Raw genomic sequence first — 26999 nt, 5'->3', positions numbered from 1 at the left:
GGGCTCGGTTGGTTGTCAGCTTCCGTTTACTGCGTGGCTGGCCCACTCACGGCCGGCCTGCTCTTCCGTCGGCAAACCGGCGGCAGCGAGAATCCGGTCGAGCAAGCGTTGGGTGTGAACGGCTTCCCGGCCGGAGGTAAGTGGCTGCACCCTGTCAGCCACCCGGTCCAGGAAGTGATGAACGGCGGCCGAAAATCCCAGAGTGTCTGTCGCGGTAGCCCAGCCATAGGCCTCGGCACTTAGTTCCCGCGCTGTGGTAACGCCCTTGACAGTGGTCGAAACCGTCTCGGGTGCCCTGACTTCGACAGTCTTTCCGTCGCCGTAGGCGTCCAGTTTTTCGTTCCAGGCCCCGGCCGTCCGGGCTGCCATCAGGACGCCCGTGTTTCCGGTGCTGAAGCGGATGGTTGCTGCGACGCCGTCTTCTTCCCAGGGGTCGTCACCGGCGGCGTGGGCGGTGACGTGTTCGGGTTCGCCGCCGCAGTACCAGCGGAGGAGATCGACCATGTGGATGGCGTTCTCAAATGTCGCACGGTATTCGGATCCGGGGCGGTTTTTCTGGGCGACGCAGAATGTGGCGCCTTTGTCGCCGAAGACTTCCCGCCCGGCGGCGTAGACGGGTGCATAACGGCGGTTGAAGTCCACCATCAGGATTCGTCCCCGCTCGTCGGCGAGATCTGCTAGGCGTTCTGCTTCATCGGTCGCTGGTGCCAATGGCTTTTCACAGAACACGTCGATGTCACGGCTCATGCATAGCTCGACGGCGTGCGCGTGCTCAGAGCGTGGCGTCAGCACAAATACTGCATCCAGCTCCTGCGAATCCAGCATGTCCTCCACCGTTTTATAGGCGGCGTTGAAGCCCCAGCGTCGGACCAGGTTGCTTGGGTCCTCACGCCGGGACACCAGGGCAGCCAATTCAACGTCGTCGCGTTGTACGAGGGTGGGCAATTGGGCGATGGTGGCGATGTTGCCGGCGCCGACAACTCCGACGCGCAGACGGGCGGTGTTCATCAGGCGTTCCTTACTTTAGCCAGGTCAGCGAGCATTGAGCGCAGGACAGCAGCTGATTCCCGGAATCCGTCCTCCGGCGCAGGCAGGTCTTGCGGGTGCCAGCGGTACTCTAGCTCGATGCTCAGCACGTCGTCGTAGCCATGCTGCAGCAACGCAGCGAGAATCTGAGACCACGGAACGACGCCGCTTCCGACGACGCGGGAGCGGACGGCCCGCTCGGAAGCGTCGACTCGGGCCGTTTCGGTGGCGCGGAAGGCAGCATTGGGATCGGTGAAGACGAGGTCCTTCACGTGAACGTGACCGATCAGGTCACCTTGAAAAGCGAAGGCCTGGTCGTACTTTTCGTCGTGGGTGAACGTGAGGTTCGCCTGGTCGTAGAGAACGCGGACGGCCGGGTGGGCTATTTCGCGGACCAGGGCAGCGGTGTCCGCTGCGGTCTGGGTCATGGTGCCAAAATGGTTTTCCACGCAGAGTCGAACCCCGGCCTGGTCAGCAACAGGCGCCAGGGTCTCCAATGCCTGACGCAATTTTGCCCATCGCGCCGCGTGGTCGTTATCGCCGGGGTGCCAGGATCCGGCGTAGACCCGGACCCGGTCAGCGCCGAGCAGGTGCGCGGTCTCTATGGCGCCACGGAATTCATCGACGGCGTTGCCCCATTCCACGTTGTCCAGGGAGTTGATGGCGGTGGTGTAGGGCGTCAAACCCACGATGGGAATGGCTGCGCCTTCGGCCGCTTTTAGGGCCTCCATGGCGGCGCGACGATCACCTAACGGCAAGCCGGACTTGTAATCATCCTGGTAGATGACTTCGGCCGCATCGAGCCCTGCGGCTCGGAATAGGTCAAGTGCTTGGGGAACCGTGTGGTCCGGGGTGCCTAGTGTGTGACCGGCTAGCCGCATTGTTCATGTCCTTTCTGGAGTGTTTGGAGCTGCTGTCCAGTCCGCGGGACCGACCAGCCGGGGCGGGGATGCGACGCGGCTTCGATCCACGATTTCCATCAGCAACCCCCAAGGGGTGACGAAGTAGGTCCAGCGGTTGCCGGCTACCCGGGGGCTGTCACCGGCGACTTCTTTGCGCTCCCCGAGCACGCGTACCCCAGGTGTTTCCTGCAGCACTGTGATCGCTTCATCGACGTCGTCGACGACGAAGCACAGGTGGTGCCCGCCGGCGTCGCAGTGCCGCGGTGGGGTATCGCGCCGCTCAGCGCTGCTCCACTCGAAAAGCTCGATGTTGAGGTTCGGTGGCAGGCGCAGCATGGCGAGCGTGAGCTTGGCATCTGCCGGTACTTCGAAGTTTGTGGGCATGAATTCTTCGTCGGGCCCGCGTTCGGAGCGGTACAGCTCTTCAGCTCCGAGGACTTCGACGAAGAACCGGATGCCGTCTTGAAGGTTGGGCACTGTCAGGCCGACGTGGTCTGTGTGTTGGAGCCCCAGACGCCGGAGCGTGGACTCCTGTCCCCCGCTCATTTGCGTGGTCCAGAGGTGGACCCGCGGACCAGAAGCTGAGGTTCGAGGACGATATGGTCCACCGAGCCATCTGCGTTCTGCTTCTCGGCGAGTTCGATGGCGATGTGTCCCATGTCGGCGATCGGCTGCTGGATGGTTGTCAGGGCAGGGTTGAACCGGGCACCGAGAGCGAGACCATCGAAGCCGATGACCGACACGTCCTCAGGGACGCGTACGCCACGTTGGCCGAGCGCCGATATGACCGCAAAGGCCACCATGTCGTTGGCCGCGATGATGGCCGTGGGCGGACTATCCATCTCGAGGTAATGTTCTGCCCCGCGCGTCCCCGCATCCAGGTCTGATCCGCTGTCCAGCACCAGGGGCGTGCTGCCGCTCTGGGCAGTGAGCTCCAGATAGGCGTCCATCCGGTCCTGGGCGGTGTGCGTCCCGGCGATGCCGGATACGTAGCCGATCGAGGTGTGCCCCAAGCCGTGCAGGTGGTCCAGTGCGAGCATGATTCCGCGGCGGCTGTCGACGGTGACCGTTGGGACGGCATCGTCCCCTTCCACCCGGTCGATCACGACGACCTTGTGACCGAAGTCGAAGCGTTTCAGGGCCTCGGTATCGACCTTTGTGGACGGCGCGACGATGCCGAAGGGGGCATACATGGCCTGCATGGCGGTGAAGTATCCGTCGGTCTTGGCGGGGTCACCGTTGGTGACGCAGAGCAGCAGCTGGTAGCCGCGCTCGTCCGCTGCCTGCGTCATGGTCTTGGCAAGCTCGGCGAAGAACGGGTTGGTGATGTCAGGGACAATCAGCGGGATGAAGGTGCTGGTCTTTCGGCGGAGCGCCTGGGCGAGTGGACTCATCGTGTAGCCGAGTCCCTCGGCGACCCGGAGGATGTGTTCCCGTGTTTCGCTCTTCACCGCTTCCGGGCGCGAAAATGCCCGGGAAACGGTGGACCGGTGGACGCCGGCAGCTTTTGCGACGACGTCGATACTCAAGTCAGGCATGTTCTCTTCCTCCGTGCTGGTCGTCATAGGCCCGCCAAATGGGGCGCATGACGTTTTCGAGCTGGGCCAGCGTAGTCAGGCCCCGGAATCCATCTTCCAGCGTCCGGGCGACGCTCCGCACGAACGGAGCGTAAAGAGGGTCGCTGTCCACATTGATCTTGTCGACCTCCGTGGTGCCGTCCAGTGCCGTGAACGTAGCTGTGCCGTCCGAATCAACGGCGGCGAATCCGGCCTCACCGACCGAGGTGAAGCTGCAGTAACGCTTCAGTGGAGAGGCAGGGAATGCGTAGCCAACCTCCACAATGGCTTCGCGTCCTTGCGGTGTCGTGATGATGAGGCTGGCGTGATCCTCCACGGCCTGGCGGTGAAGAACCGATGAGAGCCGGGAGTCCACATGGGCTGCTGACTCATGACTGCCCTGAAGGAACAAATCGACAAAATGCGGTGCCAGGTTGGCCAGGCAACCCCCGCCCGCCTGCACCGGGTCGAGCATCCAGGGATTCGCGTTGTCCAGGTACCGGGATGGTGGACCGGCGATGAAGGTGCTCCGTTGGTAGGTGGGCCGGCCCGCCTTGGCAAGCCATTTTTCCGTGGGTCCGCCGCGCTGGACCAGCGGGACAGTGGCAGGCACACCGGCTGCCTCGGCGGCCTGACGCACAGTGGAAAGCTCGTCAAGGGAAGTACCCAAAGGCTTTTCGACGACGAACGGAATACCGCGCTCGATCAGGGCGAGACACTTCTCTGCCATCCCCTCATGGGGACCAAAGACATAGGCGAGTCCGACATCGGGGAGATCCACCAGCTTGCGCCAGTCGGCTTCCACCGGCGCATCCCAGCCCGTGGCCAGCTCCTGCACCTGCACACGGGATACGTCGTCGTCACCGACTCCGATCACCTCGTGCTCTTCACCAATGGCCTGCGCACAGAGCGGAACATGCCAATGGGAAGCACCCAGAATGATTGTGCGTACATGGTTCAACCGCGATACCCCCTTGCATGAGATCGGTTGCTGAGATCGGTTGCAATAACAGTATGGATGGTGGCAGAGTTTGTCAACGGAACCAAACACCAACAAGGGCCGGGCCCCTCAGGAAGTTGAAAGATTCCCGGCCAGAGAAAGGCCAGCATGTATAAGAAACTTCGCACCCTGCAAACCATCGACGAGTCGGGGGCCGTCCTCATCGTGCGGCTGGAAAACGCAGAGCTCGCCGAGCGCGTTGCGGAAGCCGCCATCGAAGGAGGTTTCCGGGCGCTCGAGATCACCCTGTCGATCCCTGGCGCCGTGGACGTGATCCGTCGGCTCGCCGCGAAGCATGGGACCGCCGGCGTGGCGATCGGTGCCGGAACAGTGCTGGACGAGCACTCAGCGTACGAGTGCATCCGCGCCGGTGCTCAGTTCCTGGTCAGTCCTCAGCTGAACCCCGCGATGATCCGAACTGCGAACCGGTACCAGGTGCCGACCATCAGCGGCGCCTATACACCCACTGAGTTTGTTAACTCCGCCGAGGCGGGCGCAGACATCCTCAAGCTCTTCCCCACCGAAGCCGGCGGCATACCTTACGCCAAGGCCGTGCTGGCCCCGCTCGCGCATCTGCCGATCATGCCGGCAGGTGGCGTAACGCTGGACAACGTCGGTGAATGGTTCGCGGCAGGCGTGGCGGGCGTCGGCGTGGGCAGCTACGTGACAAAGGCATGGCAGCCGGACGGCGACTTTAGCCGCGTCACCGAGGCAGCCCGGGCGTTCCTTTCGGCAGTAGCAGAGGCCCGAAAATAATGTCCCCCCGCGTCTTCATTGTCATCGGGCCGGCAGGCTCAGGGAAAACAACGATTGCCCAGCAAACAGCGCAAGAGCACGCGGCTGCGTACCTGGACAAGGACAGGGTCAGTGGCCGTTTCGTCGAATTCGCGCTGACTGCCACCGGGCATGATCCCACCGACCGCGAGTCCAACGACTACTATCGCGTCAATTTGCTGCCCCTCGAGTACGAGACTCTCATGGATGTGGCGGGGATAAACCTGCGCCTCGGCCGGTCCGTGGTCCTTGATGCTCCCTTTGGGGCCTATTTCGGAGACCCAGACTACTTAACTCGTGCAGCAGAAGACTTCCGGTGGCCGTCGTCCACGATCACCGTGATACGGGTCCGGGTACCTGAAGACGTTCTGCGCACACGGCTCATCCGCCGCGGACTGGAACGAGACCAGTGGAAACTGGCCCACTGGGATGACTACTGGTCGGTTTATGGCAGCCTGGAGTGCGCGTGGTCCGGAGTGGATTACCAGGACTTCAACAATGAGGCGCCGCTTCAAGTCGATTGACGCGAACTGCTGTCGGATGTCCTGGCTCCGGCAAGTTCACGATGGGCAAAGGGCACAGTGAATGCTCGTCTAGCCAGGCATTCCTCCCCTAGGCCAAGGTCCATCTTCGAAAAGCTGGGCCGTCACCGGACCGGACGTTGACAAGGATCACATCTCGTCCGTATCGTTGCTTGCAACCGATCTCAGCAACCGATCTCATTGCGCAACCGCTAGTATGCCTGCCGGTGTTGATCCGGCTGTTGGTCTTGGCGGTCGTTGTCTCGCGAGTCGATTTCCAGCCGGGCGAGACCCGACACCGAGGTGTCCGGGACTACTTAAATTTCCCTCCGCAACAAACGTGAAAATATGGAGAGTTCAATGAAGACCTCAAAAGAAGTCGTCGGTGGCCTAGTCGCTTCGGAGCTTCCCGAAGCGATTGAGTCCCCCCGCCGCACCGTAAACTTGGTGGCAGGCACGATCGGCCACTTCGTGGAGTGGTACGACTGGTACATTTACGGGCTCCTGGCAGCGGTGTTCTCATCCCAGATATTTCCAAGCGATTCCCCGTTCGCCTCCCTTATCGCAGCCTTGCTCGCCTACGCCGTCGGGTTTGTTGTGCGCCCGCTCAGCGGAATCATCATCTCTCCTCTGGCCGACCGTTTCGGCCGGAGGCTCATCCTGACGCTGTCCATCTCCGGAATGGCGCTCGGCTCGCTCATCATTGGCCTCACGCCGTCATTTGCGACCATCGGCTATGCAGCACCCGTCCTCTTTCTCGCTGCCCGCATCATCCAGGGCATCTCGGCCGGCAGTGAGGGGCAGAGTGCCATCGCCTTCATGGTTGAGCACGCTCCCGCGAACCGGAGGGGCCTGTTCGGTTCGTTCACCAACATGGCGAGCGGCCTCGCGACCCTCGCAGCGACCGGCGCCGCGGCGATGGTGACATCCTCCTTTACGCCAGAGGACCTCGCCGCCTGGGGTTGGCGCATCCCGTTCGTTATGGGGGGCATCCTCGGCATCGTCGGTCTCATCATGCGGGCCCGTTCAGAAGAGACCCCTGAGTTCGAGGCAGGTGCCCTCGTCGATCAGAAGTCCGCCGCGGGCCGCTTGATGGACCTGCTTCGCGAACACCCGAAGGCGCTGCTGCAGGCAGCAGCGCTCTCGGCACCCGCCGTCGCCTACTACACTTGGGCCACATTCCTTCCCACCTATGCCAAGCTGACCACCGGCCGGGACCTGTCCTCCACCCTGGCCGGGAGCGTCATCGGGCTGGCCTTGCTCGTTATCATCGTGCCGACCTGCGGTGCACTCTCTGATCGACTCGGCCGACGCAAAATCTTCCCCATTATCGGTGCCATCGGCATGATCGTTCTCTTCTACCCCATGCTCCTACTGCTGAACCAGCCGGGCTTTGGTGTTTACGTTCTGGTATCGGCGTCCGGGTGGGTCGTTCTCGGTATCTGGCAATCGGTATATCCGACCATCCAGGCCGAACTGTTCCCGGCGTCGGTACGGGTGTCGGGCATCGGCTTCGCACACCAGATCGTGATTGCAGTCTTCGGTGGCACCGCGCCACTGATCGCCGCTGCGTTCGTCGGCGCCGGACAGCCGATGCTCGTCGCGGTCTACATGATCGCCATTGTCGCCCTCAGCCTCATTGTCTACTTCACCCTCCCGGAGACCGGCAGCCGGGCCGCCCGCGCCACCGTCGCTCCAGCCGACCCCGAGGTACTCGAAGGCGAGCACCTGCTTTTGGGTACTCCGTCGGCCACTGACGAAGCGACTCGTTCCCGGTAGGCACTCTTTCCATATCGGCGCAGAACTAAGAGGATGTTTCGAAATGAATCAAATGATTATCAACACATTTTCCTATTTATGGTCATCCACCGCTATTGATGCTATTGGGGAGTTGGTTGACAACGGGTATAAGACCTTCGAAGTTCCGGTCAGCTCCCCACATTGCTGGCCGGACGAAATAACCGGCTCCGAACGCTCGGTAACTTATGCAAGGCTCAATGAATACGGCGCCAAAATCAGGTCGTTGAATGCCGGTGGATATGACATCAACTTGGCGAGCCCCGGCGCTAATATGCGCCGCAAAAGTGTGGAGCACATCAAACAGGTGATCGACCTGGCCGAAGCCTGGGACGTTCCCGAAGTTGTGATATCCCCCGGCACCAGACGCCCGATGATCTCACCTTCGCTCGAAAAGACCTACGGGTGGATGTACGAGAGCCTGGAAAATCTCATCCCGCTTGCCAAGCAGGCCGGCGCGCGCCTGCTTTTCGAGAACACCCCCTATTGCTTCACTCCCACCATCCAGGACCTGGTAGGCGTCGTCAGCTCGATCAACGACGACTCAGTCAAGATCGTTTACGACGTCGCGAACGCTGCATACATCGGAGAGGATCCCGTACAGAGCCTGCTCTCCCATCACGGATCAATTGGACTGGTGCATATTTCTGATACGGGCACGGAAACCTGGGGCCATGATCCAATTGGCACCGGAGTGATCGACTGGAACGGGTTGGGTAAAGCAGTACAAGAAACGTGTGGCGTCAATAATGTCGTTCTTGAAATAATTCGTGAAGAAAACCCCGTTCAGGAATTTAATAAGGCGATGCAGGATCTCAAGAACAACGGCTGGGACCTGGGGCATTAGCCAAGGGTTCGAGCGCGCGAGCCAGCCGGCGTTTAGAACAGAAACTCGGTCTACAGCCGGAATCCTGCAAAACAAGCCGTTGCTGGCCGTGATTTCTACCGCTTGGTAGTCGAAAAGATTTTTATGAACCACTAGTGAAAGGAACTGTGCGCGATGAGAGCTTTGGTTACCGGCGGAAGCAGCGGCATAGGAGCGGCTACCTGCGTGAGAATCGCAGAGGCTGCCCTGGCCCGGGGTGTGCACCCGATGATCGCCGTCTGTGGACACGAACCGAACAGCAGCCAAGAGCAAGTCGTTCGCTCAATCCAGTCCCTCGGCGGTACGGCCATCGCACTGACGGGAGATCTCGGTGACCCCGATGCGCCAAGCCAGCTGGTAGAGGCCGCGGTAGCTGACTTCGGCGGCCTGGACGCCTTGGTAGCAAACGCGGGAATCGCCAACCCCGGTGCGATCTGTGACGTGTCACTTGAAGACTGGGACAACATGTTCTCCGTCAACCTCCGCAGCGCGTGGCTTCTTGCCAAAGCAAGCTACCCCCACTTGAAACAGAGCCAGGGCGCCGCCTGCTTTACCTCTTCCATGTCCGGTCAGCTCCCCCACGCCGGATCCGGCGCTTACAGCCCCAGCAAAGCTGCTTTGACGATGCTGGCCCAAACACTCGCACTGGAATGGGCGCCCGACGGAATCCGCGCAAACGTAGTCTCCCCGGGCATGACCCACACGCGAATGACCGAAAAAATGTATGAGGATCCCCAAATCAAAAAGGCCAGGGAAAATATCATCCCTCTGGCACGAATCGGGGACCCCCTGGAGATTGCCAATGTTATCGAATTTCTTGTAAGCCCACTATCGGGCTACGTCACCGGGCAGGACATCTGCGTCGATGGCGGCTTTTCTAAATCTATCCTCAGCCATATACCCGGTCGGCCCAGCTCAAAATCCTGACGCTTCTGTCACCGATTCTGGGGAAGTGACAACACGGTGGCCCGGAAAGGGCGGCCCCTCCACCGCAACGGCGGGGGTCGCCGTCACACGTTCAACCGCCCGTAGCCGTCCCAGTTTGTAAGCCGGTCCAGGCCCAGAACCATACCGCACGCACGCCGGTCCCCCAGCCGTGTTTTGGCTGCAACTACGGCCGGGAGACCTGCGTTGCCTTGCTCGATGCCTTCCGGGCAGCGGCACGCCCAAGGAGAGAAGCCGTGAGCCCAGCAGCGCGACCACGTATCCCTGAACAACGCCATCAGGAGATCCTTCGACTTCTAGGCCGCGAGGGTGTCCTGAGTATCCGCAGCTTGACGGACTACATGAAGGTCTCCCACATGACCGTCCGCCGGGACATCACTGTCCTGGAGGACCAGGGCCAGGTGGTCTCAGTCCACGGCGGTGTGCGACTCGCCGATTGGACAAGCCAGGAACCTCCGCGCGAACGTGAGTCCCGCGGACAGTTGTTGCCTGCCAGGGAGCAGGCGATCGCCGGCCTGGCATCCGGGTTCGTGGAAGACGGCATGGTGGTATTCCTTGATGCGTGGTGCCGCACCTCGCCGGCCGCCAGAACCTCACTGTGGTGACGAACGACATCTACAAGGTCACAAGCCTGTTCGCCTACCCGGAGGTTGAGACGATCCGCACCGGTGGTGTTGTTGACCAGTCGAGCGCCTCAAGTTGCGGGCGTATCGCCGCGGACGTCGTGAAGGCGATAAACATCGAAATGTTCTTCCTTAGGACGGGCTCCTGGAACATGGCGCCCGGGGTGTCACCACACCCTCGATGGACAAGGTCGAGGTGAAGCTGGCCGCGCTGGAGGCGTCATCGTCGTGCTTCCTGCTTGCGGACAGCGCCAAGTTCGGCGCCGTGTCTCGTTTGAACGTTGCGCCGCTGGAAAGGCTGAATGCCGTCATCACGGACGACCAGCTTCCGCTCGAGATGCGGGACAACATCCGGGACCTGGGCGTCAACGTCCACGTGGCCCAAGCAGAGACAACCCGAACGGTTGTGTCGCTTAGCCGGCCTTGGGCATTCCGCCCTGCGGAATCGGGTCTATGAGGCCGTTCTTCGAGATCAGCATGAGCCGCGGCCTAACCGGAGCTCAGTCTGGTGCCGTCCGACGGCGTCAGATTAGAGGCGGATTCCAGCTTCTTGTAGAACCACTTCGAGCAGCCATAGATTCCAAGCTGGCACTTCGACAACGCCTGTGCAGGAATCATGCCAACGTCAACAACTTCGTGCTGGCGACACCGAGGAAGGGTGCATCACACTTTTCCAAATCAGCGCCTTACATGTCCGGGACCCTGGCCACTCTTACGGAGTAAGCATTCGGGCATAGCGGTGGCGTTCCGATATCCGTCAACTACAGCCGTCACTACGGCGGTGGCTGCCTCGGGAAGAAGAGCACACCGTCGATTCCTGCACACTTTCAACAAACCGGTCCGGGGGCTACAGCCAGCGGGTCCGCGAACACCTGAAATCCCGGGCCGGGCAGGCAATAAAACAGACGTAAGTCTGGATAGTGTCCACACGCTTTTTGGCTGCATGAAGGAGGGCCGGACACTCTCCGCATCGCTGAGATGGCGCGTTAGAAGGTTGTATATCGAAATCGTGGAGGTCATGTCGGACCAACTCCCCCGGCCCCTGAATAGGTGCAGGCCACCCAGCCTGCCGAACAGAGTCGAAAGGAGGTAACGCAGGAACCCCCAATGCAGCAGGCGGAGGGCGATCGATCAGATCCGTGGCGATGTCCAGGTTGAACCAACAAAAGAAGTTGACAGCACTGTCGTGCCGGGCTGCCGCACGCGCGATCGGGTTGAATCCATCGATGTCCGGTTCTCCTGCTGTCTCAACCCCTTTGAGGATACGGATTCCGACCGTGCCCGGAATCGTTGACCAGTCGGCAATGACATCGGCCACCGCCGGGTCATGTGAATCAACGGGTTTGACCAGGGCAAACCTACCGGGATGAGCGCGATGCACGCTTTCCGCGTAGCTAGCGTCGTAACCGTACAACGCGTTGGTGACACTATGATTGCACCGTCCACGCCGACAGCGTCCATCGCCGCGACCATCTCGTCGCCCGTGACGTGGTCGTGCCAGTTGAAGACTGGGAAATCGTCAGGGAAGTTGCGCCATGGCCTTTCGAGCGTGTCAGCGTCATAGACGTGAACCTGGGAATCAATAATCACGGCGTCAACTCCTTCAAATAACAGTGTTGCGTTCGTAGACGGCTGAAACAGGCCGGCAAGTTTGTGCCACTCATCGGCACGAAGTTTTTTCTACTGGCACGATAGTAATGTATAATGGCTCGCCAGTGAGGCGGATGTCCGGGCGCCCGGGCGTCGCCACCCTCTCCGCCTTCCATGCCCAGGGCAAAACTCAGTTTTGCCTTGAAACCACGAAGTACATCCAGGATCCGGACGGGCCGGGCCGCGCCCATGCCTCGCGGTCCATGAAAGGAACTGATGAGCCTGCCGTCGATTACCCTGACCGGCCACGCGCAGAAAGAAGCATGGCAGAACAAGGTGTTGCCGCCGGTGGAACGGCTCAGCGGGGAGGTATGGTCCATCCCCGTCCCGTTCCCGGACAATCCCATGCGCTACACCCTGAGCTACCTGCTCCTGGGCGACGGCGACGCCGTCCTGATCGATCCAGGCTGGGACAGCGACGCTGGCCTCGAGTACCTGGTCGCCGGCCTGCGGCAGGCAGGCCTGGGCCTGGCCGACCTGACGGGGATCGTCGCAACCCATTTCCACTCCGACCACCTGGGCATGGCCGCCCGCCTGCGCACAGCAACGAAGGCATGGGTTGCCCTCGGGGATAAGGAAATGCGCCGACTCACGGAACCCGAAGACCCCGACCTTATCTTACGCACCCACCGCGAGGAGTTGGCACTCTGGGGCGTTCCGCACAACCGTCTGGACGAGGTCGCCATGAACCATCAAACGCTCACCCATCTGCGGAACCTCGCGGACCCGGACCTGCGCCTCGCCCACGGCACCCTGGTGCCCGCCAAGGGCCTTCACCTGCGCGTGGTCACCACCCCCGGGCATTCCCCGGGGCACATCTGCCTGGTCGATGAGCCGCACGCGATGATCTTCAGCGGGGACCACGTCCTGCCGCGCATCTCCCCGCACATAGCCCTGGAGCTGCCCGGCCCGGCCAACCCGCTGGCGGACTATTACGAATCCCTGGACCTGATCGCGTTCGAGGATGCGATGGAGGTCTGCCCCGCGCACGAGTACCGGTTCTCCGGCATGCAGCGCCGCGTCGCACAGCTGATCGAGCACAACCGCGAACGCTCCGCCGAGGTCCTACGGGTGCTGGAGAAGCACCGGCCAAGTACCGTCTGGGGCATCGCACGGCACCTGACCTGGTCCCGCGGCTGGGAGTCCCTGCAGGCCTTCTCGCTCCGCCTGGCGGTATCCGAAACGGCCAGCCACGTGGTGTACCTGCGCTCCCAGGGCCACGACATCGACGTACCCATCACAGAACCACACCCGTCCGTCCTTCGCTGATGCCACTCTGCCGGGCCAGCACCTGATCCGGTCGGCCGGCCCCTGCTGGCTGGTCCCAAGTTAGGTTGGTAGTGACGTGCGAGATCCACACCCGTCCGGCCTTCGGTGAGCGGCGCGTTTTAGGGGGTCTCAACAAGGGATGGAAACTCGCCACCCGGAGGTTATGAAATGCTGGCGCCCGCAAGATCCGCAAACGGGACGGCTGGATAGGCGAGCAAGCCAAATAGCGCTGCGAAAAAGGAGTCATATGTCTCGGCGACTCACACACCAAGCCCGAATAGGACAAAGGGGTCGGCGCCCGCAAGGAGATCCCCTTACGGGCACCTGAACCGTCCTCCGTACAAAGTGCCTCGAATCCCTGGGGTTACGAGACGAACGTTTGCTGGAATTCGCGGACGATGGGCTGCCAGATGAAGTTCCTTGCTGCATCTTCGCTTTCGTCTGCGCGGAAGGGCGAGACACGGTGGTCTGTCCATCTCCAGGTTTGAGGGCCTGCATCGATTTTCCCGGTGTAGAGGCCCAGGGAGGTACAGATCGGGTTCCGTGCGACATTCCAGTTTTGGTAAATGGCGGTATAGAGGGCGGAGTTGCCGTGGATTGAGACGTTGATATTGCTCACCGTTTGCACGTATGTGCCGTTTGGGTGACCCGAATTCGGAACCCCGAGGTCGATGTGCCCTGCCTTGTTGGTCCCTTCGTTGCCTCCAAGATCTTTCATCAATTCACTCAGGAGGTGGCTGTCTCTAGTGGACGTCCCATATGCGAGGGCGCTTAAAAGGTTTTCGATGTGATGGCGGGCCGTGGCTAGGGTTGACGGTTGTATGTCCATTCCTTCGTGGATGGGTTGTAGCATCTTTTCGCGGAGTCCGTCGGCACTGTTCAGCCGGCGGCTGGCATCCGCCTTGTGGTCAGTGCCAAGTGGGCCAGAGAGGTCGTCAGTCACGTTCGGCATGCCAGTGTCGGCGCTTCATGGTTACGCCATACGGTACTGCTGGGCTAAGGCTCACCGTGTATGAGCTGTAAGTGTTTTGCGTGACGAGTATTCCGTGGCGGCCCTGTGCCATGGCCACTTGTTGAGCCTCTGCTACTACCTGGTCCAGTTCCGTGTTGAGGCTGTGGGGATCCAGGGCGTTTATGGACACGACAAAGTCGTTTGGCATTTCTAACGTCTTTCGTTGCATGGCTATGCATAGTCGTACCTCCAGACCTTGTCCGGAGGTACGACTATGCACGTGCGGGATTTAGACGGATGGAGTGGCAGCCATCGACGCGGAGTGTCCGTGTGTGAACAGTGGCTGTGCCGTGTCGAACGGTACGTCTTCTCGGGATTCCTCGACGGCCTTCATGGTCTCGGGGATGTCGAAGGGCAGTTGCCCGGTCAGCTGCTGGGCGCCGCTCAATGCATCGGCCAAGACAGTATCTGCAATTCCGAAGTCACCCACCAGGACTTTGACGTGTGGCAGTAGCGGGGCAAGGATGGCTGGTCGTTCGAGAAACACTGAAGCTATGACAGGGGCGTGCGTGGAGAGCTTCCGCAGGCGGTCAACAGTGTCCGGCGCAAACTCAAGTGAGCCGCCGTGAAAGAAGTCGCCCAGAACGCTGTCAGGGTCTGCTTCCCACGGCGCGTCCAGGCGCACGAGTATCACGTCAGCTTCCTCGGGGGCTTTCACTTGGACAAAGCCGTCCCAAGAGTCACCCAAGTTCAACCCCTCGGTGTAGACACGCGCTCCCGGTTTGATGGGGAGTAGCTGCTCCGGGTTGCTGAGCAGGGTCAGCGCCGCTGCCTGGGCCTCGCGGCCTTTCCTTTGGAGCTCTACGTCGGAGCCCACAGCCTTGGCGGCCTCGATGTCGACGAAACGGCTTTCGAAGAGACCAAGCCGGAATTTTTCCAGCAAGAGGCGCCGGACGGACTGGTCGATCCTGGTTACGGTCAACTGGCCGGAGCGCACAAGTTCCACGACTAGTTCCGTGCAGATGTCGCCTCCAAACTGGTCCACGCCTAACTCGACTGCAATCTTCAACCGCTCCGAGGGGGTCATGTGCTCAAGGCCAAAGGCATTGGGCCCGAACGTGATGTCACCAACCGTGGCGGAATCAATGACGTTCCAGTCGGTCATCACGATTCCTTCAAAGCGATAGTGAGACCGGAGGAGGTCTTTGACGACGCTCTTGTTGAACGCAAACCCGACCTCTTCCCAGGGCGTGCCGACCGGCTTCGCGTAATAAGTCATGAGCTGGGTAACGCCCGCGTCGAATGCTGCTTCAAATGGGCGCAGGTGGAGCTGCTGTTCATTTCCGGGGTAAACCTGCTCCGAATAACGGATGTCGTGGGCATCATTTCCGTTGAGCTGGGGACCGGCGCCAGGGAAGTATTTGACGACCGCTGCGACACTGACAGGCCGAGGTCGGTGCCGCCCCGAAGTCCCTCGATGAAGGCGGCTGTGAGCCTGGATGCTGTCTCGGGGTCTTCACCGAACGTGCCGTACCCACGTGACCAACGAGGTTCGCTGAAAAGATCGGCCATTGGTCCGAGGTATACCCGGATACCCATGGCCAGGAATTCCCGACGGACGGTATCCGCGTACGACCTAACGGTGTCAGTGCTATTTATCGCGGCAAGGCCGGTATGTTCGGGCCACCGGGACAGGTCATCCACTGCTTCCCCCGTAAAGGGGCTGCAGCGGAATCCGCTGCGCGGGTCCGAGGACACCGTGACGGGGATGCCCAGGCGGGTGCCGGCGGCGATGTCCTGAAGGCGATTGGTCCACGCGGCGATCTCGGCCGCTCCGTCACCGTTGGGGACATTGAAGTGCGAGAGGTGCTTGCCCGCGATATGGCTCTCGGCCACTTTGACGGCTTCCTTTTCCGGGTTGTAGGCGTCCGGGACGGCGATCGCGGAGTGGAACAGCAGGCCTCCCTTCTCCTCGAGCGTCATGCGGGAAAGCAGATCTTTGGTACGCGCTTCGGGAGGCAGGGATGGGTTCAGGTAGTCGGCAGTCAGCAGATGGTTGCCTTCTTCGTCGGGGAAGTGCGGATCATGTAGAGCATGGGCACGGAGAGAAGCGCCATGGCGCCGCCGACAAGATAGAGGAGAACGTAGTTCGGGGCGCCTCCGCCGATGGCCAGAACCGCCGGAGCTGCGAATGGCACTAGGGAAAACGGGACTGTTGCGGCCAGGTTGAGAACTCCCAGGTCGCGGACAACGGTTGTGGCATCAGGTAGGGTGCTGATTGCCAGGGCGATGTAGGTGCCGAAGAGTATCCCAGCGCCGATGCCTACGGTTAAGGTCTGGCCGATGATGAACTGGACCGTAGTGGATGATGTCGCAATGGTCACCATGCCGGCGGCCATAATTGCCGCAGCGAGAACCACCCCTCCCCGGCGGCCGCCAACACGGTCCGTAATCCACCCCGCCAGTGGTGCTATTACGACGGAGACGACACCGGAAAGGAGCATCGCTACGAACAACACGTTCGTGAGTTCCTCCGGCGCGACCTGAAGCTGGTCCTGCAGGAAGTAGACAGTGTAGGTGAACGCAACTGACATGCCGACCGAGACGGCGAAGATAGCAAGAAGCAACCAGGCGAATTTGGGTGCCTTGCGGGGGTTGATGTAGAAGCTGCCGAGGAAGTCCCTAAGGTTCATCGGCGGCCGGTCACCGTTGGCGGGCCGGTCGTCGCGCAGCATCGCCACGAGTGCGAAACCGAAGACTATGGCCAGGACCACGGGCAGTCCAATTTGGGCGAGGATACTGGTCGGGAAAGCCTGAATGAAAAAGATCCCGATGACGTTGCCAGCTGCGCTGGCCGTTCCTGAAATGGCGCCGGCAACACCTTGCTGGCACTCGGGAAAACGGTCGGATACGATCGCGAGGCTTGCCGCGATGGCGGCGTTGACGAAGGCCTGCATTAGGACCCAGCCCAAAATGAGCATGCCCACTGAGCTGGAGAAGCCGATGATGCCTGCACCGAGGGCAGATCCCAGGAGGCCTACAACAATCCACGGGCGGCGTCGACCGAACCGGCTGCGCGTCCGGTCGGACAGACGCCGGAAAAACGGGTTGGCCAGGGCCGCAGCGATGGTGCCGATGCCAGCCACGAGCGAGTAGGTGGCTGCTTTGTTGTCGGGATCGATCTCAGAAATACGCAGGGCAACCGTGACGGATGCCGGCAGATTGATCGCCATCCATATGCCAAACAGACCCAGCGCGTACACGCTCATAAACGCCTTGCTAGCTTTCGGGACAGGCGGGGGATCAAGTTTTGCTTCTGCAAGGGACTGCGCGATTGGCAGCGCAGACTCGGGAGGGACAGCAGTCAATAAAAGACGTCCTTGGCTTATTGGATGAGAGATTCTAGTAGCGGCAAAGGCCGGAATCGGTTCCGGTATCGGTTCCGGTACCGATTTCGGTAGTGTAGGGTTTTAGAAACGAAGATGTCAACCATGGGAGAGTTCGTGCCAAAAGTGACGCTGGCGGACATCTCGCGGGAAGCGGGACTAGGTAAGGCAACCGTCTCCCGCGCCCTTGCAGTAGAACCGCACCCGGATGTCAGCGAGGAGACGCGTGCGCGGGTCAAGGCCGTCGCAGATCGGCTTGGGTACCGCCCGTCAGTCACTGCACGCGCCTTGCGGGCCGGCGGCTACCACGCGATCAGCGCCGTTATCCCGGACAACGCGTGGGGATGGTGGGAACCCGCCGTTCGCGCCGCATTCCTTGAAGCAGGCGAACACGGCTACCACGTGCTGGCTCATGCCGTGGCAGGCCGCCCGGGCGGTGCCGCATCAGTCGTAGAGGACTTGGCCAACGTTCCTACAGAAGGGATTCTTCTGTTCGGCTCATCCAACGACACTGCGGTCCTCAGAGCTGCCAACGCGCTGAGGCTCCCCACTGTCGCGATAGATGATGTGAATGACGAGGTTCGGGTCCCAACAATAACCGTGGACAACGTCGCCGGGGCGTACCAGGCGACAACATATCTGATTCAGTCAGGGCGCAGACGCATCGCTTATCTGGGGTCTGGCGCAAAAAGCACGTTGTTCGAAAGGGATCGCCTCGCTGGCTACAAAAAGGCCCTGGCAGAACACGGCCTTGAAGTTGATCCGGAGCTCGTTGTCTACGACACCGCGTGGAAGTGGGACGACGGTGAAACGCCATCCCGGTCAGCGCCAATCGAATACCTGGTGGACCGAGGAATCAGTTTTGATGCGGTTTTCTGTGAATTCGATATGATTGCCGCTCCGGCACTTCGATCCCTGCGACGCGCCGGCCTCAGCGTTCCCGCAGACGTCGCCATCGTTGGATTCGATGACGACCTGGCCGCCCAGCTGCTCGACCCTCAGCTCACCACGATTCGTCAGCCCTACGAACGAATGGGCAGGAACGCCGTCCGAAAACTGTTGGCGGCAATTGGAGGGGAACGATTGCAGCCCACCCGAGAACTTGAGGCACCAGAGCTTATCCGGAGGGAATCCGCCTAACTAACGGTGCGGCAGTTTTTCTGCGCTCAACTGGGGGACCAGTGTCTCGTAACCTCCCTGTGGCGAGTTCAGGTGGTGAGTGCAACACCCTGAATTCTGTGGGTGTCGTCGATGGGCAGACCGTGGTCGCCGTTGAGTGTTCGTTTAGCGTTCTGGGAAGGGCTGGATGCCGGGCTGGCGGTAGCCGCAGCGGCGCGGGCCGCCGGGGTGTCGCGTCCGACCGCGTACCGGTGGTTGAGCGACCATCAGAAGGTGTTGCCATCGCCGGTTCCGGATTTCAGTGTGCCCCGTGCAGGGCTTTTGTCGTTACGTGAGCGGGAAGAGATCGGCTTCCAGCTTGCCCAGGGCCATGGAGTGCGTCGTATCGCCGCCATTCTCGGTCGGGCTCCGTCGACGATCAGCCGGGAGATCGCGAGGAACCGGGTCAGTGACCGGTATTCGCCATCGCTCGCGCAGGAGCAGACGTGGGCTCGTGCCCGCAAGCCGAAGCCGCGGAAGCTGGACAGGTTAGCGTTACGGGAACAGGTCACTACGATGCTCACCGACCGCTTCAGCCCGGAACAGGTCGCTGGCCGGCTGAAGGTGGAGCATCCGGAGAATCCGGAGATGCAGGTGTCACACGAAACGATCTATCAGGCCCTCTACGTCCAGGGCCGCGGATCCTTGCGCCTGGAAGTTGCGGCGGCGCTGCGGTCCGGGCGGGTGCGTCGGCGGCCGCAAAGGCCAGAGGGTCCTCGCCCGCAACGGTTCCAGGAGATGGTGATGATCTCTGACCGGCCGGCCGAGATCGAGGACCGCGCCGTTCCCGGCCACTGGGAAGGGGACTTAATCATCGGTTCGACGTCATGGAAGTCCGCGATCGGAACCCTCGTCGAACGGACCAGCGGTTACGTGATGCTCCTGCATCTGCCCGAGGACCACACTGCCCGCACCGTCGCCGACGCCATGATCACCGCGATGAATACCCTGCCCGAGCAGCTGCGCCGTTCGACGACCTGGGATCAAGGAGCGGAGATGTCCCGGCATCAGGAGATCACGATGGCGACCGGTATGCCGATCTACTTCTGCGACCCACTTTCACCCTGGCAGCGCGGCAGCAACGAAAACACCAACGGGCTCCTCCGCCAGTACTTTCCGAAAAGCACCGACCTGTCCTTCCACGGGCCCGGAATCCTCGAGAACGTCGCCGCGGAACTCAACCGCCGGCCACGCAAACGACACGGCTACCGAACGCCCGCAGAAGTCCTCGCCGAGCTAATCTCGAACCCAACAAAACAAACCGGTGTTGCAGGCACCACCTGAATCCGCCTGTATCAAATTTCTAGAGTTTCGAGACGTTTGGCAGTTCGGGACAATGAAAGAGCTCGAGGATTCCGGACACGACAGGAGGGAGTCCTGCCGTGTCCGGAAAACACCGAAGCCTTCAATGGACGCCGTCGCAGCCCTAAGCGTCCCGGACAGCGCGGTTGACGGCGGAGATGACTGCCTTGAGCGCCGCCGTGCTGGTGTTGGCGTCGATGCCGACGCCCCACAGCACGCGCTCCCCCACGGCGCACTCCACGTACGCCGAGGCCATGGCGTTTCCGCCTTCGGACAGAGCGTGCTCGCTGTAGTCCAGCACGCGGACGTCCACGCCGTCCTCGTGCAAAATGTTCAGCAGGGCGGCGATGGGGCCGTTTCCGGTGCCGGTGCGGCTCACCTCCGCACCGTCAATGGTCAGAGAGGCATGCAGCGTCATGCCGCCGTCGGCATCCGTCTCCGTCTTGACCGCACCCAGGGAGTAGCGTCCCCACTGCCCGTCCGCTTTGCCGGAGGGCAGGTATTCGTCCTGGAAGATCTGCCAGAGCTGCGCGCCGCTTACTTCCCCACCTACGGTGTCCGTGCGGCGCTGGATCACGCCGGAGAACTCGATCTGTGCCCGGCGCGGCAGGTCCAGGCTGTGTTCGTTCTTCAGCAGGTAGGCCACGCCGCCCTTGCCGGATTGGGAGTTCACCCGGATGACGGCTTCATAGCTGCGGCCCAGGTCCTTGGGGTCCACCGGCAGGTAGGGCACCTGCCAAGTGAAGTCGTCCACAGCCTTTCCCACCGCGGCGGCGTCGCGCTCCAGGGCCTCGAAGCCCTTCTTGATCGCATCCTGATGCGAGCCGGAGAACGCGGTGAACACCAGGTCACCACCGTACGGGGAGCGCTCCGGAACCGGCAACTGGTTGCAGTACTCCACGGTCCGGCGGACCTCGTCAATGTCCGAGAAATCGATCATCGGATCGATGCCCTGGACGAACAGGTTCAGGCCCAGGGTGACCAGGTCCACGTTCCCGGTACGCTCGCCGTTGCCGAACAAGCACCCCTCGATCCGGTCGGCCCCGGCCATATATCCCAGTTCTGCGGCAGCCACCCCGGTTCCGCGGTCGTTGTGCGGGTGCATGGACAGGATGATGCCGTCGCGCGGGTGCAGGTGCCGGCTCATCCACTCGATGGAATCGGCGTAGACGTTGGGGGTGGCCATCTCCACCGTGGCAGGCAGGTTGATGATCACCTGCTTGTCAGCGGAGGCCTCGAAAACATCGGCGACGGCATTGCACACCCGCGCCGCGTACTCCAGTTCCGTACCAGTAAATGATTCCGGTGAGTATTCATAGATCACGTGCGTGTCAACGAGCGTTTCCTCGTACTTTTTGCACAAACGGGCGCCCTGCAGGGCAATGTCCAGAATGCCATCCTCGTCCTGGTTGAACACCACCCGACGCTGCAGCACAGAGGTGGCGTTGTAGAGGTGCACGATGGCCTGCTTCGCGCCGACCAGGGACTCGTAGGTGCGTTCGATCAGGTGTTCCCGGGCCTGGGTCAGGACCTGGATGGTGACATCGTCCGGGATGTGGTTGCCCTCGATGAGCTGGCGGACGAAGTCAAAGTCGGTCTGGGAGGCGGACGGAAACCCGAGCTCGATTTCCTTGTAGCCCATCTTGACCAGCAGCTGGAACATTTTCAGCTTGCGGGCCGGGCTCATCGGGTCGATCAGCGCCTGGTTGCCGTCGCGCAGATCGACGGCGCACCAGCGCGGTGCCTCGGTGATGATTTTGTCCGGCCAGGTGCGGTCGGGCAGTTCGACACGGATCTGGTCCTGGAAAGGCAGGTACCGGTGAATGGGCATTCCCGAGGGTTTTTGTGCGTTGCGCATGACGTGGGGCCTTTTCTCTAATCTTGGTGGAAGATTGGCCGGGCATAGCTAACTCCGCGGCGAGGGTGGGCCTTGCGCTAGATCGCGTCTGAGGCCTCGCCGCGGCAGCTAAGAAGAAGGAGCTCTGCACGCACGCTTTCAGAATAGCACGGTGTTCCAATGAAAGAGCGTTGCTGGACGCGTTGAGATTAACGGCGATCGGATAATTGCCTACCGTCGCCAACACCAATCGACCCTTAGTTCCGGCCACTACTGAGGTCTGCACTGCTGTCGTTGCTTGTGTTTTTGGGGGAACTTATCTGACAGGACGTCATTTACCGGTATCGGTGTGGACTGCGATTAGACGCAGCGCGACCGTTTCAACTATTTCCGCGGAAGCGGCCATCGGGCAGGAGAGCATGCCACAAGAGGAGCCCAACGGGAATCAACCAGCGAGACCCCCATCCCGGAACAGCACAATCGGGAAATACTGCGGCTCCTGCGCCGGGAAGGCGTGCTCAGCATCCGCAGCCTCATGGACTACATCAACGTTTCCCATATGACGGTACGGCGCGATATCGCTGACCGGAAAATTCGGGACAAGTGGCTCGGTACCAGGCGGACTCCGTCTCTCGGAATGGACAGGCCGAGCCCCTCCCAGGACGCGGAAATCCAAGGCGCAACTGGAACTGCCCCGCAAGCACAAGCAGGCCATTGCCGAACTGGCTGCCCGGCTCATCCAGGACGACATGATGATCTTCCAGAACGCCGGCACCACCTGCCAGTCAGTAGTGCCCCACCTCGGCGCACGGAAGAATCTCACAGTCCTCACCAACAACTTCTATGTGGTGACCAGCCTCTTCACCCACCCCCACGGTAATGATGGTAAAGGTCCTGAACTGGCGTGGCTCGTCGCCCACCTGACGCGTGCGAACGCTGTCTTTCTAATGATCTGTCCACCAGTTCAGGACCAGCACCAAGCCCGTTGAGCCAGGCGGACATGACCTAATAGGAGCCTGAAGCGCTTTAGTCCCATTCCCGTGCTCTCTGCCGGCCTGGCCAACGTGCAACACACGAAGACCAGGAAGAGCAGGGCCGTCGCCTTATTGGCCGAGGAACTACCCAAAGTCATCGTCGGGGTGTATACCCATTCCGACACCCACCACGTCGCCGTAGTCACCGAATACGGCAATCCCATCGCTGATCAAAAGTTCGCAGCAACAGCCGCCGGCTACAGCGACCTGCTTAACTTCATCACCAGCCATGGAACGGTGAGCGCCGTGGGAGTGGAAGGGACAGGCTCCTACGGGGCCGAACTGTCCCGCATGTTAACCAAGGAAGAACTGAAGGTCTTCGAGGTTAACCGACCAAACCATCAGCAGCGCAGGATCCGGGGAAAGTCAGATCCACTGGACGCCTACCAGGCAGCGCAATCGGTACTCGCCGAACGAGGCATCTCGACCCCCAAAACCAAAGACGGACCAGTGGAATGCCTCCGCATCCTGCGGACAGCACGGACCTCGGCAATGAAGGCGCGCACCAGCGCCATCAACCAAATCCGAAGCCTGCTCGTCTCCGCACCAGAAACGATCCGAGCCAAGTACCGCGGCCTCCCCACAACCGCGATGATCACCGCGCTTGCCCGCTCGCGGCCCTCCGGGCACCCAGCAGACACGGAATACATCACCGCGCTGACGCTGAAGACGCTGGCTTTGCGGTATCAATCCCTGCGATCCGAAATCGCGTCTACAGATGAGCTCCTGCAAGAAATCCTCGACTCCTACGCGCCACTGCTGACCGAACTGCCAGGCGTAGGCGTTGAAGTCGCCACCCAACTCCTTGTCACCGTCGGAGACAACCCCGAACGGATCAACAACGAAGCACAGTTCGCAGCGCTCACCGGCACCGCACCCGTGCCCGCATCATCAGGCAAACCAACCGCCACAGACTCAGCAAAGGCGGTGACCGCCAAGCCAACGGCGCCCTCCACCACGTCGTACTCTCCCGCATGCAATCAGACCACCGAACCAAAGGACTACGTCGCCAAACGTACCGCCGACGGCAAAAGCAAACGAGAAACCATGCGCTGCCTCAAACGCTACGTCGCCCGGGAAACTTCCGCCAAATATTGAACCCCGTGGCAGCGCCCGACATCACTCGCCTCCGAACCCTCAGGAAACAGCTCGGCGTCACGCTGCAACAAGCCGGCCAACACCTCAACCAGTGGCCCTCCAACCTCTCCCGCATCGAACGAGGAATCGCCAGAAACGACCACGTCGCCCAAACGTACCGACAATGGCTCACCCAAGCGCACCTGTCCACAACCGGGGACAATTCCCACGGGTTATCCACAACTAGCACCGCCAAGGGAGCTACCCCAACGGCTCCCACAAACCAGCCGTGGATAACCCGAATTGACCCCAATCCTGGACAGCTCAAGGTCACCTTGAGTGGTTTTAAGCGTGGCGTTCTACCCCGAACGAATCAATAACGAAGCACAGTTCGCGCCTTCAACGGTTCCCGTGCCCGCACCATCAGGCAAGCACTCGCCACAAACTCAGCAGCGGCGATGACCACCAAGCCAACAGCGCACTCCACCACTTCTGACTCCTAGGCCAGATGCGCCACGTCAGGACCCAGGAGCGGTTCCCCCGTGGCGGCCTGGCGGACAACCTCGCCCAAGTCGTTGCCGTGGACTTGCCGAAGCGCACACCCTGCCCCGCCAGTGAGCACGACATTGCGGAGCACCTCGTCATCCACACAGCTCGCACGTCCTTGAGTAGCCGGTGACCGCTCCCTAGCGAGACCGGTCACCGGCTACGAAAAAGCGGGTTACAGGACGTTATCTCGGTGTCGGCAGGCAGCTTTGAGGTAGCGTGACCCGATATTACGGGTCACAGAAAATGGGGGATCTGACTGCCCAGCCCACGAATAGGCAACGTCGCGCTCGGAGCCGTATTGGCTTTTTGATGCTTGCTGTATGAGGCTCAACTGAGAGCCCCTCCCCGTCCTCCGGTGGTCCCCAGCCGGGCAGCAAGTCCTGCGCCTCGATCCCAGGACTTGGTGTGCGGTAGCTCGTCAGAAAAGGTGTTGATTCAATTGCCTGTGAACTCGATGGCATCGAGGTCACCTTTGCTCTGAAACGTGCTAACGGCACGTTTGTGGTCTTCAGTCGCGGCTAGGACTCCCTGCGCAAGGCCCTCACGGTCCAACGCGTCTCCAAGGGTGCCGTCCACTGAGCTGTTGGTGAGAAATTTGGTCAGTCCCATGGCCAAGGGGGCTCGTTGGGAAAGTGTTGCGCAGTATGCGACTGCTTGGTCGTCAAATGACTGACCATCCAACACCTCTGCGACGAAACCCAACTGCTTCCCCTCATGCGCGGAGAACCTGCGCATGGTGAGCACAGCTTCCTTGGCGCGGTGGAGCCCAATGGATTGCGCAAGAAGGTACGTTCCCCCCATATCCGGCAACAATCCCATCTTCACGAAGGACTGCTGGAACCATGCCTGCGGGGCGGCAAGGATGAGGTCACAGGCAAGGGCAAGGTTGAAGCCAGCGCCTGAAGCAATGCCGTTCACTGCGGCCACGACCGGCTTCTGCAGGTTCGACAGGCCTTCGGTAATCTGGCGGCCGTATGTAAGCACCCGGTTCATCTCAGCCGGAGTGCGTTGCCCCATACCCCGGATATCCCCACCGGAACAGAACGCACGGCCAGCACCCGTTAACATCAGAACCCGCACCTCCGGTTCAGTAGCCGCCAGAACAATTTGTTCCACCAGGGCACGTTTGACCGGATCATCCAGCGCATTCAAAGTGTCGGGTCCATCCAGCCTGCAGCGGAGTACTCCAACTGCAGGCCGGTCAACCCGGAGTTCTGTCATGCCGTCACTCTCAAAATACGGGGCCGCTCCAAGCCTGGGTTCAGTTGTTGCACTCCGATGTCGGGTTTTGCACATCCACCGATCCGCCTGGCACGACCAATCGAGCAATCTCCGCTTGGGAGTACCGTCGCGCTCGGATAGACCCCTGTTGTCGAATGGCGAGTCGGAACCAGCCCGGCATAGTCGAAGCCGTGGATATATCGCTCCCTCGCGGTCTCCAATTTGCTAGGCGTCAACGGCATCGAAATATCGCAGGTTTCATGAAAGAGGTCCAAATTCGGGAATCTGGCAGGCAGCGCGGTACTCGATACTTAGGCGTTGAACCAAGTCAGCCACGGAAGGCGTGTCATAGATAAGGTCAACGCCTTGGCCGGCACTCCAGATGTCACGCCATGGTCGACTCTTCGGCGGCAGATGATCATAATTGCCGCGTCCGGATGAGACAGGAAGATCCTCAGGATCTAGACCATGGGAGATAAGCGAGGGCTTCAACCAATTGGCTGGAACGGCGGTTACGCTGCTCGTGTAGATCAGATCGGTCGACTTTGCCTCCACAAGCATCCGCCGATAGGCCGGGGGTACATTCGCTTCTTTAGTCGCAATAAAGCGAGTCCCAAGGTATGCAAGGTCGGCACCGAGGACCTCTGCGGACCTAATCGCGGCGCCCGTTGAAACGGTGCCGGCTAAAAGGACGGTTCCATCGAATATACTCCGCACCTGCGGAATGAAGACGAATGGGCTGAGAAGGCCCGAGTGGCCACCTCCTCCGCCCACAATGCAAGTCAGGCCGTCCACGCCGGCAGAGATCGCCTTCTCAGCGAAACGCATGCTCGTGACATCATGAAAGACCTTGCCACCCCACCCATGCACAGTTTGAGTGAGTTCCGTGGGATCGCCCATGGCGCTGATGATGACTTCCACCCCGTACCGCGCGCAGAGATCAAGATTTACTCTCATCTCATCCGAGGTCCAGCGTCGGGAGAAATTCACGGCCAGAGGACCGATGATTGCCGCAGGATATCGTTCCTGATGATCGCCAAGAGCTCTGCGGATATCGCGAAGCCAGTTCCCGAACTCAGTTATGTCCGAGGCGTTATGTCGGGGCAAAACGCCCATAATTCCCGACTTGCAAGCCTCCCTCACCAAATCGGGCCCAGACACACCCGCCATCGGGGCGCAGACAACAGGAAGAATCAGGGAGTTACGTTGTAGTGGATCCAGTGACATGCAATGCTCCCTACTCTTTTGACCAGGAACCTAGTCGGCAATCGGTGCTCAGTTCTGAGATAGACCGTTACATGATAACAAATTGCGAGTCGACCAGTAAGTTTCTTCACACGCTCTGCGCCAACCGTCGGCTGCTGCTCCGGCCGGCGAGACCCTCTCCGACGCAGGCAGTGATCGCCTCCAGCAGAAGAGAGCCCAACCGACGTGACATGGCAGAAAATCAAGGCGCTCCTGATGCCTGAAGTTGCCAAATGCGTTTACCCGGTCGATAGAATTCTTGGACCAGTTGGCGATGGGCAAATAAGAGCGACGCGACGCACGCTCCTCA

The 26999-nt window shown here is 60.9% G+C and carries 25 protein-coding genes and 2 pseudogenes; 14 read left to right on the top strand and 13 right to left on the bottom strand.

The genetic code is table 11. The annotated features are described in order from the left end of the window. Positions 1–15: 15 nt before the first annotated feature. Genes J7I84_RS01885 through J7I84_RS01865 form a run of 5 tightly spaced genes read right to left on the bottom strand, consistent with a single transcriptional unit; the run spans position 16 to position 4361 of the window. Complete coding sequence (locus tag J7I84_RS01885; protein WP_214939868.1) at positions 16–1008, bottom strand: Gfo/Idh/MocA family protein; 993 nt, start codon at positions 1006–1008, stop codon at positions 16–18. Continuing rightward, positions 1008–1907 carry a sugar phosphate isomerase/epimerase gene (locus J7I84_RS01880; RefSeq protein ID WP_214939865.1) on the bottom strand — a complete coding sequence of 300 codons (900 nt, stop codon included), beginning with the start codon at positions 1905–1907 and terminating at the stop codon, positions 1008–1010. Before J7I84_RS01880 ends, J7I84_RS01885 begins: the two co-directional genes overlap by 1 nt. 3 nt (positions 1908–1910) lie before the next feature. Further along, entirely contained in the window at positions 1911–2474 is a 564-nt protein-coding gene (locus J7I84_RS01875; protein ID WP_214939861.1) for a VOC family protein, read from the bottom strand. After that, a complete protein-coding gene (locus J7I84_RS01870) occupies positions 2471–3466 on the bottom strand; it encodes a LacI family DNA-binding transcriptional regulator (protein ID WP_214939858.1) in 996 nt (331 codons plus the stop codon). Before J7I84_RS01870 ends, J7I84_RS01875 begins: the two co-directional genes overlap by 4 nt. Next, positions 3459–4361 (bottom strand): Gfo/Idh/MocA family oxidoreductase, encoded by a 903-nt coding sequence (locus J7I84_RS01865; RefSeq protein WP_311381040.1) that lies wholly within the window; start codon positions 4359–4361, stop codon positions 3459–3461. The genes J7I84_RS01870 and J7I84_RS01865 overlap by 8 nt, the downstream gene beginning before the upstream one ends. A gap of 231 nt (positions 4362–4592) precedes the next feature. Here J7I84_RS01865 and J7I84_RS01860 point away from each other — a divergent pair, with 231 nt between their 5' ends. The 9 genes from J7I84_RS01860 to J7I84_RS01820 all read left to right on the top strand — a co-directional run bounded on the left by J7I84_RS01860 (position 4593) and on the right by J7I84_RS01820 (position 12928). Continuing rightward, positions 4593–5240: a bifunctional 4-hydroxy-2-oxoglutarate aldolase/2-dehydro-3-deoxy-phosphogluconate aldolase gene (locus J7I84_RS01860; RefSeq protein ID WP_214939852.1), complete on the top strand. Its 648-nt coding sequence runs from the start codon at positions 4593–4595 to the stop codon at positions 5238–5240. Further along, positions 5240–5782, top strand: a complete 543-nt coding sequence (locus J7I84_RS01855; protein ID WP_214939849.1) for an ATP-binding protein — start codon at positions 5240–5242, stop codon at positions 5780–5782. Before J7I84_RS01860 ends, J7I84_RS01855 begins: the two co-directional genes overlap by 1 nt. Positions 5783–6139: 357 nt before the next feature. Next, positions 6140–7558, top strand: coding sequence for an MFS transporter (locus J7I84_RS01850; RefSeq protein ID WP_214939848.1), 1419 nt, complete (start codon positions 6140–6142; stop codon positions 7556–7558). Positions 7559–7601: 43 nt separating this feature from the next. Next, positions 7602–8423 carry a sugar phosphate isomerase/epimerase gene (locus tag J7I84_RS01845; protein ID WP_214939845.1) on the top strand — a complete coding sequence of 274 codons (822 nt, stop codon included), beginning with the start codon at positions 7602–7604 and terminating at the stop codon, positions 8421–8423. A 153-nt stretch (positions 8424–8576) separates the two neighbouring features. Further along, a complete protein-coding gene (locus J7I84_RS01840) occupies positions 8577–9368 on the top strand; it encodes an SDR family NAD(P)-dependent oxidoreductase (protein WP_214939842.1) in 792 nt (263 codons plus the stop codon). Positions 9369–9622: 254 nt separating this feature from the next. After that, positions 9623–9991: a DeoR family transcriptional regulator gene (locus J7I84_RS01835; RefSeq protein WP_214939839.1), complete on the top strand. Its 369-nt coding sequence runs from the start codon at positions 9623–9625 to the stop codon at positions 9989–9991. Continuing rightward, entirely contained in the window at positions 9988–10209 is a 222-nt protein-coding gene (locus J7I84_RS01830; RefSeq protein WP_214939836.1) for a hypothetical protein, read from the top strand. The genes J7I84_RS01835 and J7I84_RS01830 overlap by 4 nt, the downstream gene beginning before the upstream one ends. Beyond that, on the top strand, positions 10191–10466 hold the full coding sequence (locus J7I84_RS01825) for a hypothetical protein (protein WP_214939833.1): 276 nt from the start codon (positions 10191–10193) through the stop codon (positions 10464–10466). The genes J7I84_RS01830 and J7I84_RS01825 overlap by 19 nt, the downstream gene beginning before the upstream one ends. Before the next feature lie 1409 nt (positions 10467–11875). After that, positions 11876–12928 carry an MBL fold metallo-hydrolase gene (locus J7I84_RS01820; protein WP_251045925.1) on the top strand — a complete coding sequence of 351 codons (1053 nt, stop codon included), beginning with the start codon at positions 11876–11878 and terminating at the stop codon, positions 12926–12928. 364 nt (positions 12929–13292) lie between these two features. On the opposite strand, the gene J7I84_RS01815 is transcribed toward J7I84_RS01820, so the two are convergent. The 4 genes and pseudogenes from J7I84_RS01815 to J7I84_RS01800 form a co-directional block, all read right to left on the bottom strand. Further along, a complete protein-coding gene (locus J7I84_RS01815) occupies positions 13293–13871 on the bottom strand; it encodes a hypothetical protein (RefSeq protein ID WP_214939831.1) in 579 nt (192 codons plus the stop codon). Between the two features lie 298 nt (positions 13872–14169). Continuing rightward, positions 14170–15381: a glycoside hydrolase family 3 N-terminal domain-containing protein gene (locus J7I84_RS21410; RefSeq protein WP_396020022.1), complete on the bottom strand. Its 1212-nt coding sequence runs from the start codon at positions 15379–15381 to the stop codon at positions 14170–14172. 20 nt (positions 15382–15401) lie between these two features. Beyond that, positions 15402–15863: pseudogene (locus tag J7I84_RS21985) on the bottom strand (glycoside hydrolase family 3 N-terminal domain-containing protein); the annotation flags it as partial. 62 nt (positions 15864–15925) lie between these two features. After that, a complete protein-coding gene (locus tag J7I84_RS01800) occupies positions 15926–17113 on the bottom strand; it encodes an MFS transporter (RefSeq protein ID WP_214939827.1) in 1188 nt (395 codons plus the stop codon). A 249-nt stretch (positions 17114–17362) separates the two neighbouring features. On the opposite strand from J7I84_RS01800, the gene J7I84_RS01795 reads away from it, so the two are divergent. Both J7I84_RS01795 and J7I84_RS01790 read left to right on the top strand, forming a co-directional pair. Next, positions 17363–18406 carry a LacI family DNA-binding transcriptional regulator gene (locus J7I84_RS01795; protein ID WP_214939825.1) on the top strand — a complete coding sequence of 348 codons (1044 nt, stop codon included), beginning with the start codon at positions 17363–17365 and terminating at the stop codon, positions 18404–18406. A 111-nt stretch (positions 18407–18517) separates the two neighbouring features. Beyond that, on the top strand, positions 18518–19708 hold the full coding sequence (locus tag J7I84_RS01790) for an IS30 family transposase (protein ID WP_251045924.1): 1191 nt from the start codon (positions 18518–18520) through the stop codon (positions 19706–19708). Between the two features lie 142 nt (positions 19709–19850). Here the strand turns inward: J7I84_RS01790 and leuA are convergent, their stop codons facing one another. Then, positions 19851–21584 carry a 2-isopropylmalate synthase gene (gene leuA / locus J7I84_RS01785; RefSeq protein WP_214939823.1) on the bottom strand — a complete coding sequence of 578 codons (1734 nt, stop codon included), beginning with the start codon at positions 21582–21584 and terminating at the stop codon, positions 19851–19853. Positions 21585–22026: 442 nt separating this feature from the next. Between leuA and J7I84_RS21980 the strand changes: the two are divergent. The 3 genes and pseudogenes from J7I84_RS21980 to J7I84_RS01775 form a co-directional block, all read left to right on the top strand. After that, positions 22027–22134 (top strand): annotated as a pseudogene (locus J7I84_RS21980) (DeoR family transcriptional regulator); the annotation flags it as partial. A gap of 4 nt (positions 22135–22138) precedes the next feature. After that, positions 22139–22552 (top strand): hypothetical protein, encoded by a 414-nt coding sequence (locus J7I84_RS21405; RefSeq protein WP_214939924.1) that lies wholly within the window; start codon positions 22139–22141, stop codon positions 22550–22552. A gap of 51 nt (positions 22553–22603) precedes the next feature. Continuing rightward, positions 22604–23695 (top strand): IS110 family transposase, encoded by a 1092-nt coding sequence (locus J7I84_RS01775; protein ID WP_311381039.1) that lies wholly within the window; start codon positions 22604–22606, stop codon positions 23693–23695. A gap of 478 nt (positions 23696–24173) precedes the next feature. Here the strand turns inward: J7I84_RS01775 and J7I84_RS01770 are convergent, their stop codons facing one another. The 3 genes from J7I84_RS01770 to J7I84_RS01760 form a co-directional block, all read right to left on the bottom strand. Further along, entirely contained in the window at positions 24174–24323 is a 150-nt protein-coding gene (locus J7I84_RS01770) for a hypothetical protein (RefSeq protein ID WP_214939820.1), read from the bottom strand. Positions 24324–24658: 335 nt separating this feature from the next. Next, positions 24659–25444 carry an enoyl-CoA hydratase/isomerase family protein gene (locus J7I84_RS01765; RefSeq protein ID WP_214939818.1) on the bottom strand — a complete coding sequence of 262 codons (786 nt, stop codon included), beginning with the start codon at positions 25442–25444 and terminating at the stop codon, positions 24659–24661. Positions 25445–25702: 258 nt separating this feature from the next. Continuing rightward, complete coding sequence (locus J7I84_RS01760; protein WP_214939814.1) at positions 25703–26671, bottom strand: nitronate monooxygenase family protein; 969 nt, start codon at positions 26669–26671, stop codon at positions 25703–25705. Positions 26672–26999 lie beyond the last annotated feature (328 nt).

Origin of the sequence: Arthrobacter sp. ISL-85, assembly GCF_018613675.1 — a bacterium.
In the GTDB taxonomy this organism is placed as follows: domain Bacteria; phylum Actinomycetota; class Actinomycetes; order Actinomycetales; family Micrococcaceae; genus Arthrobacter.
This window is presented reverse-complemented; position numbering and strand designations above follow the sequence as displayed.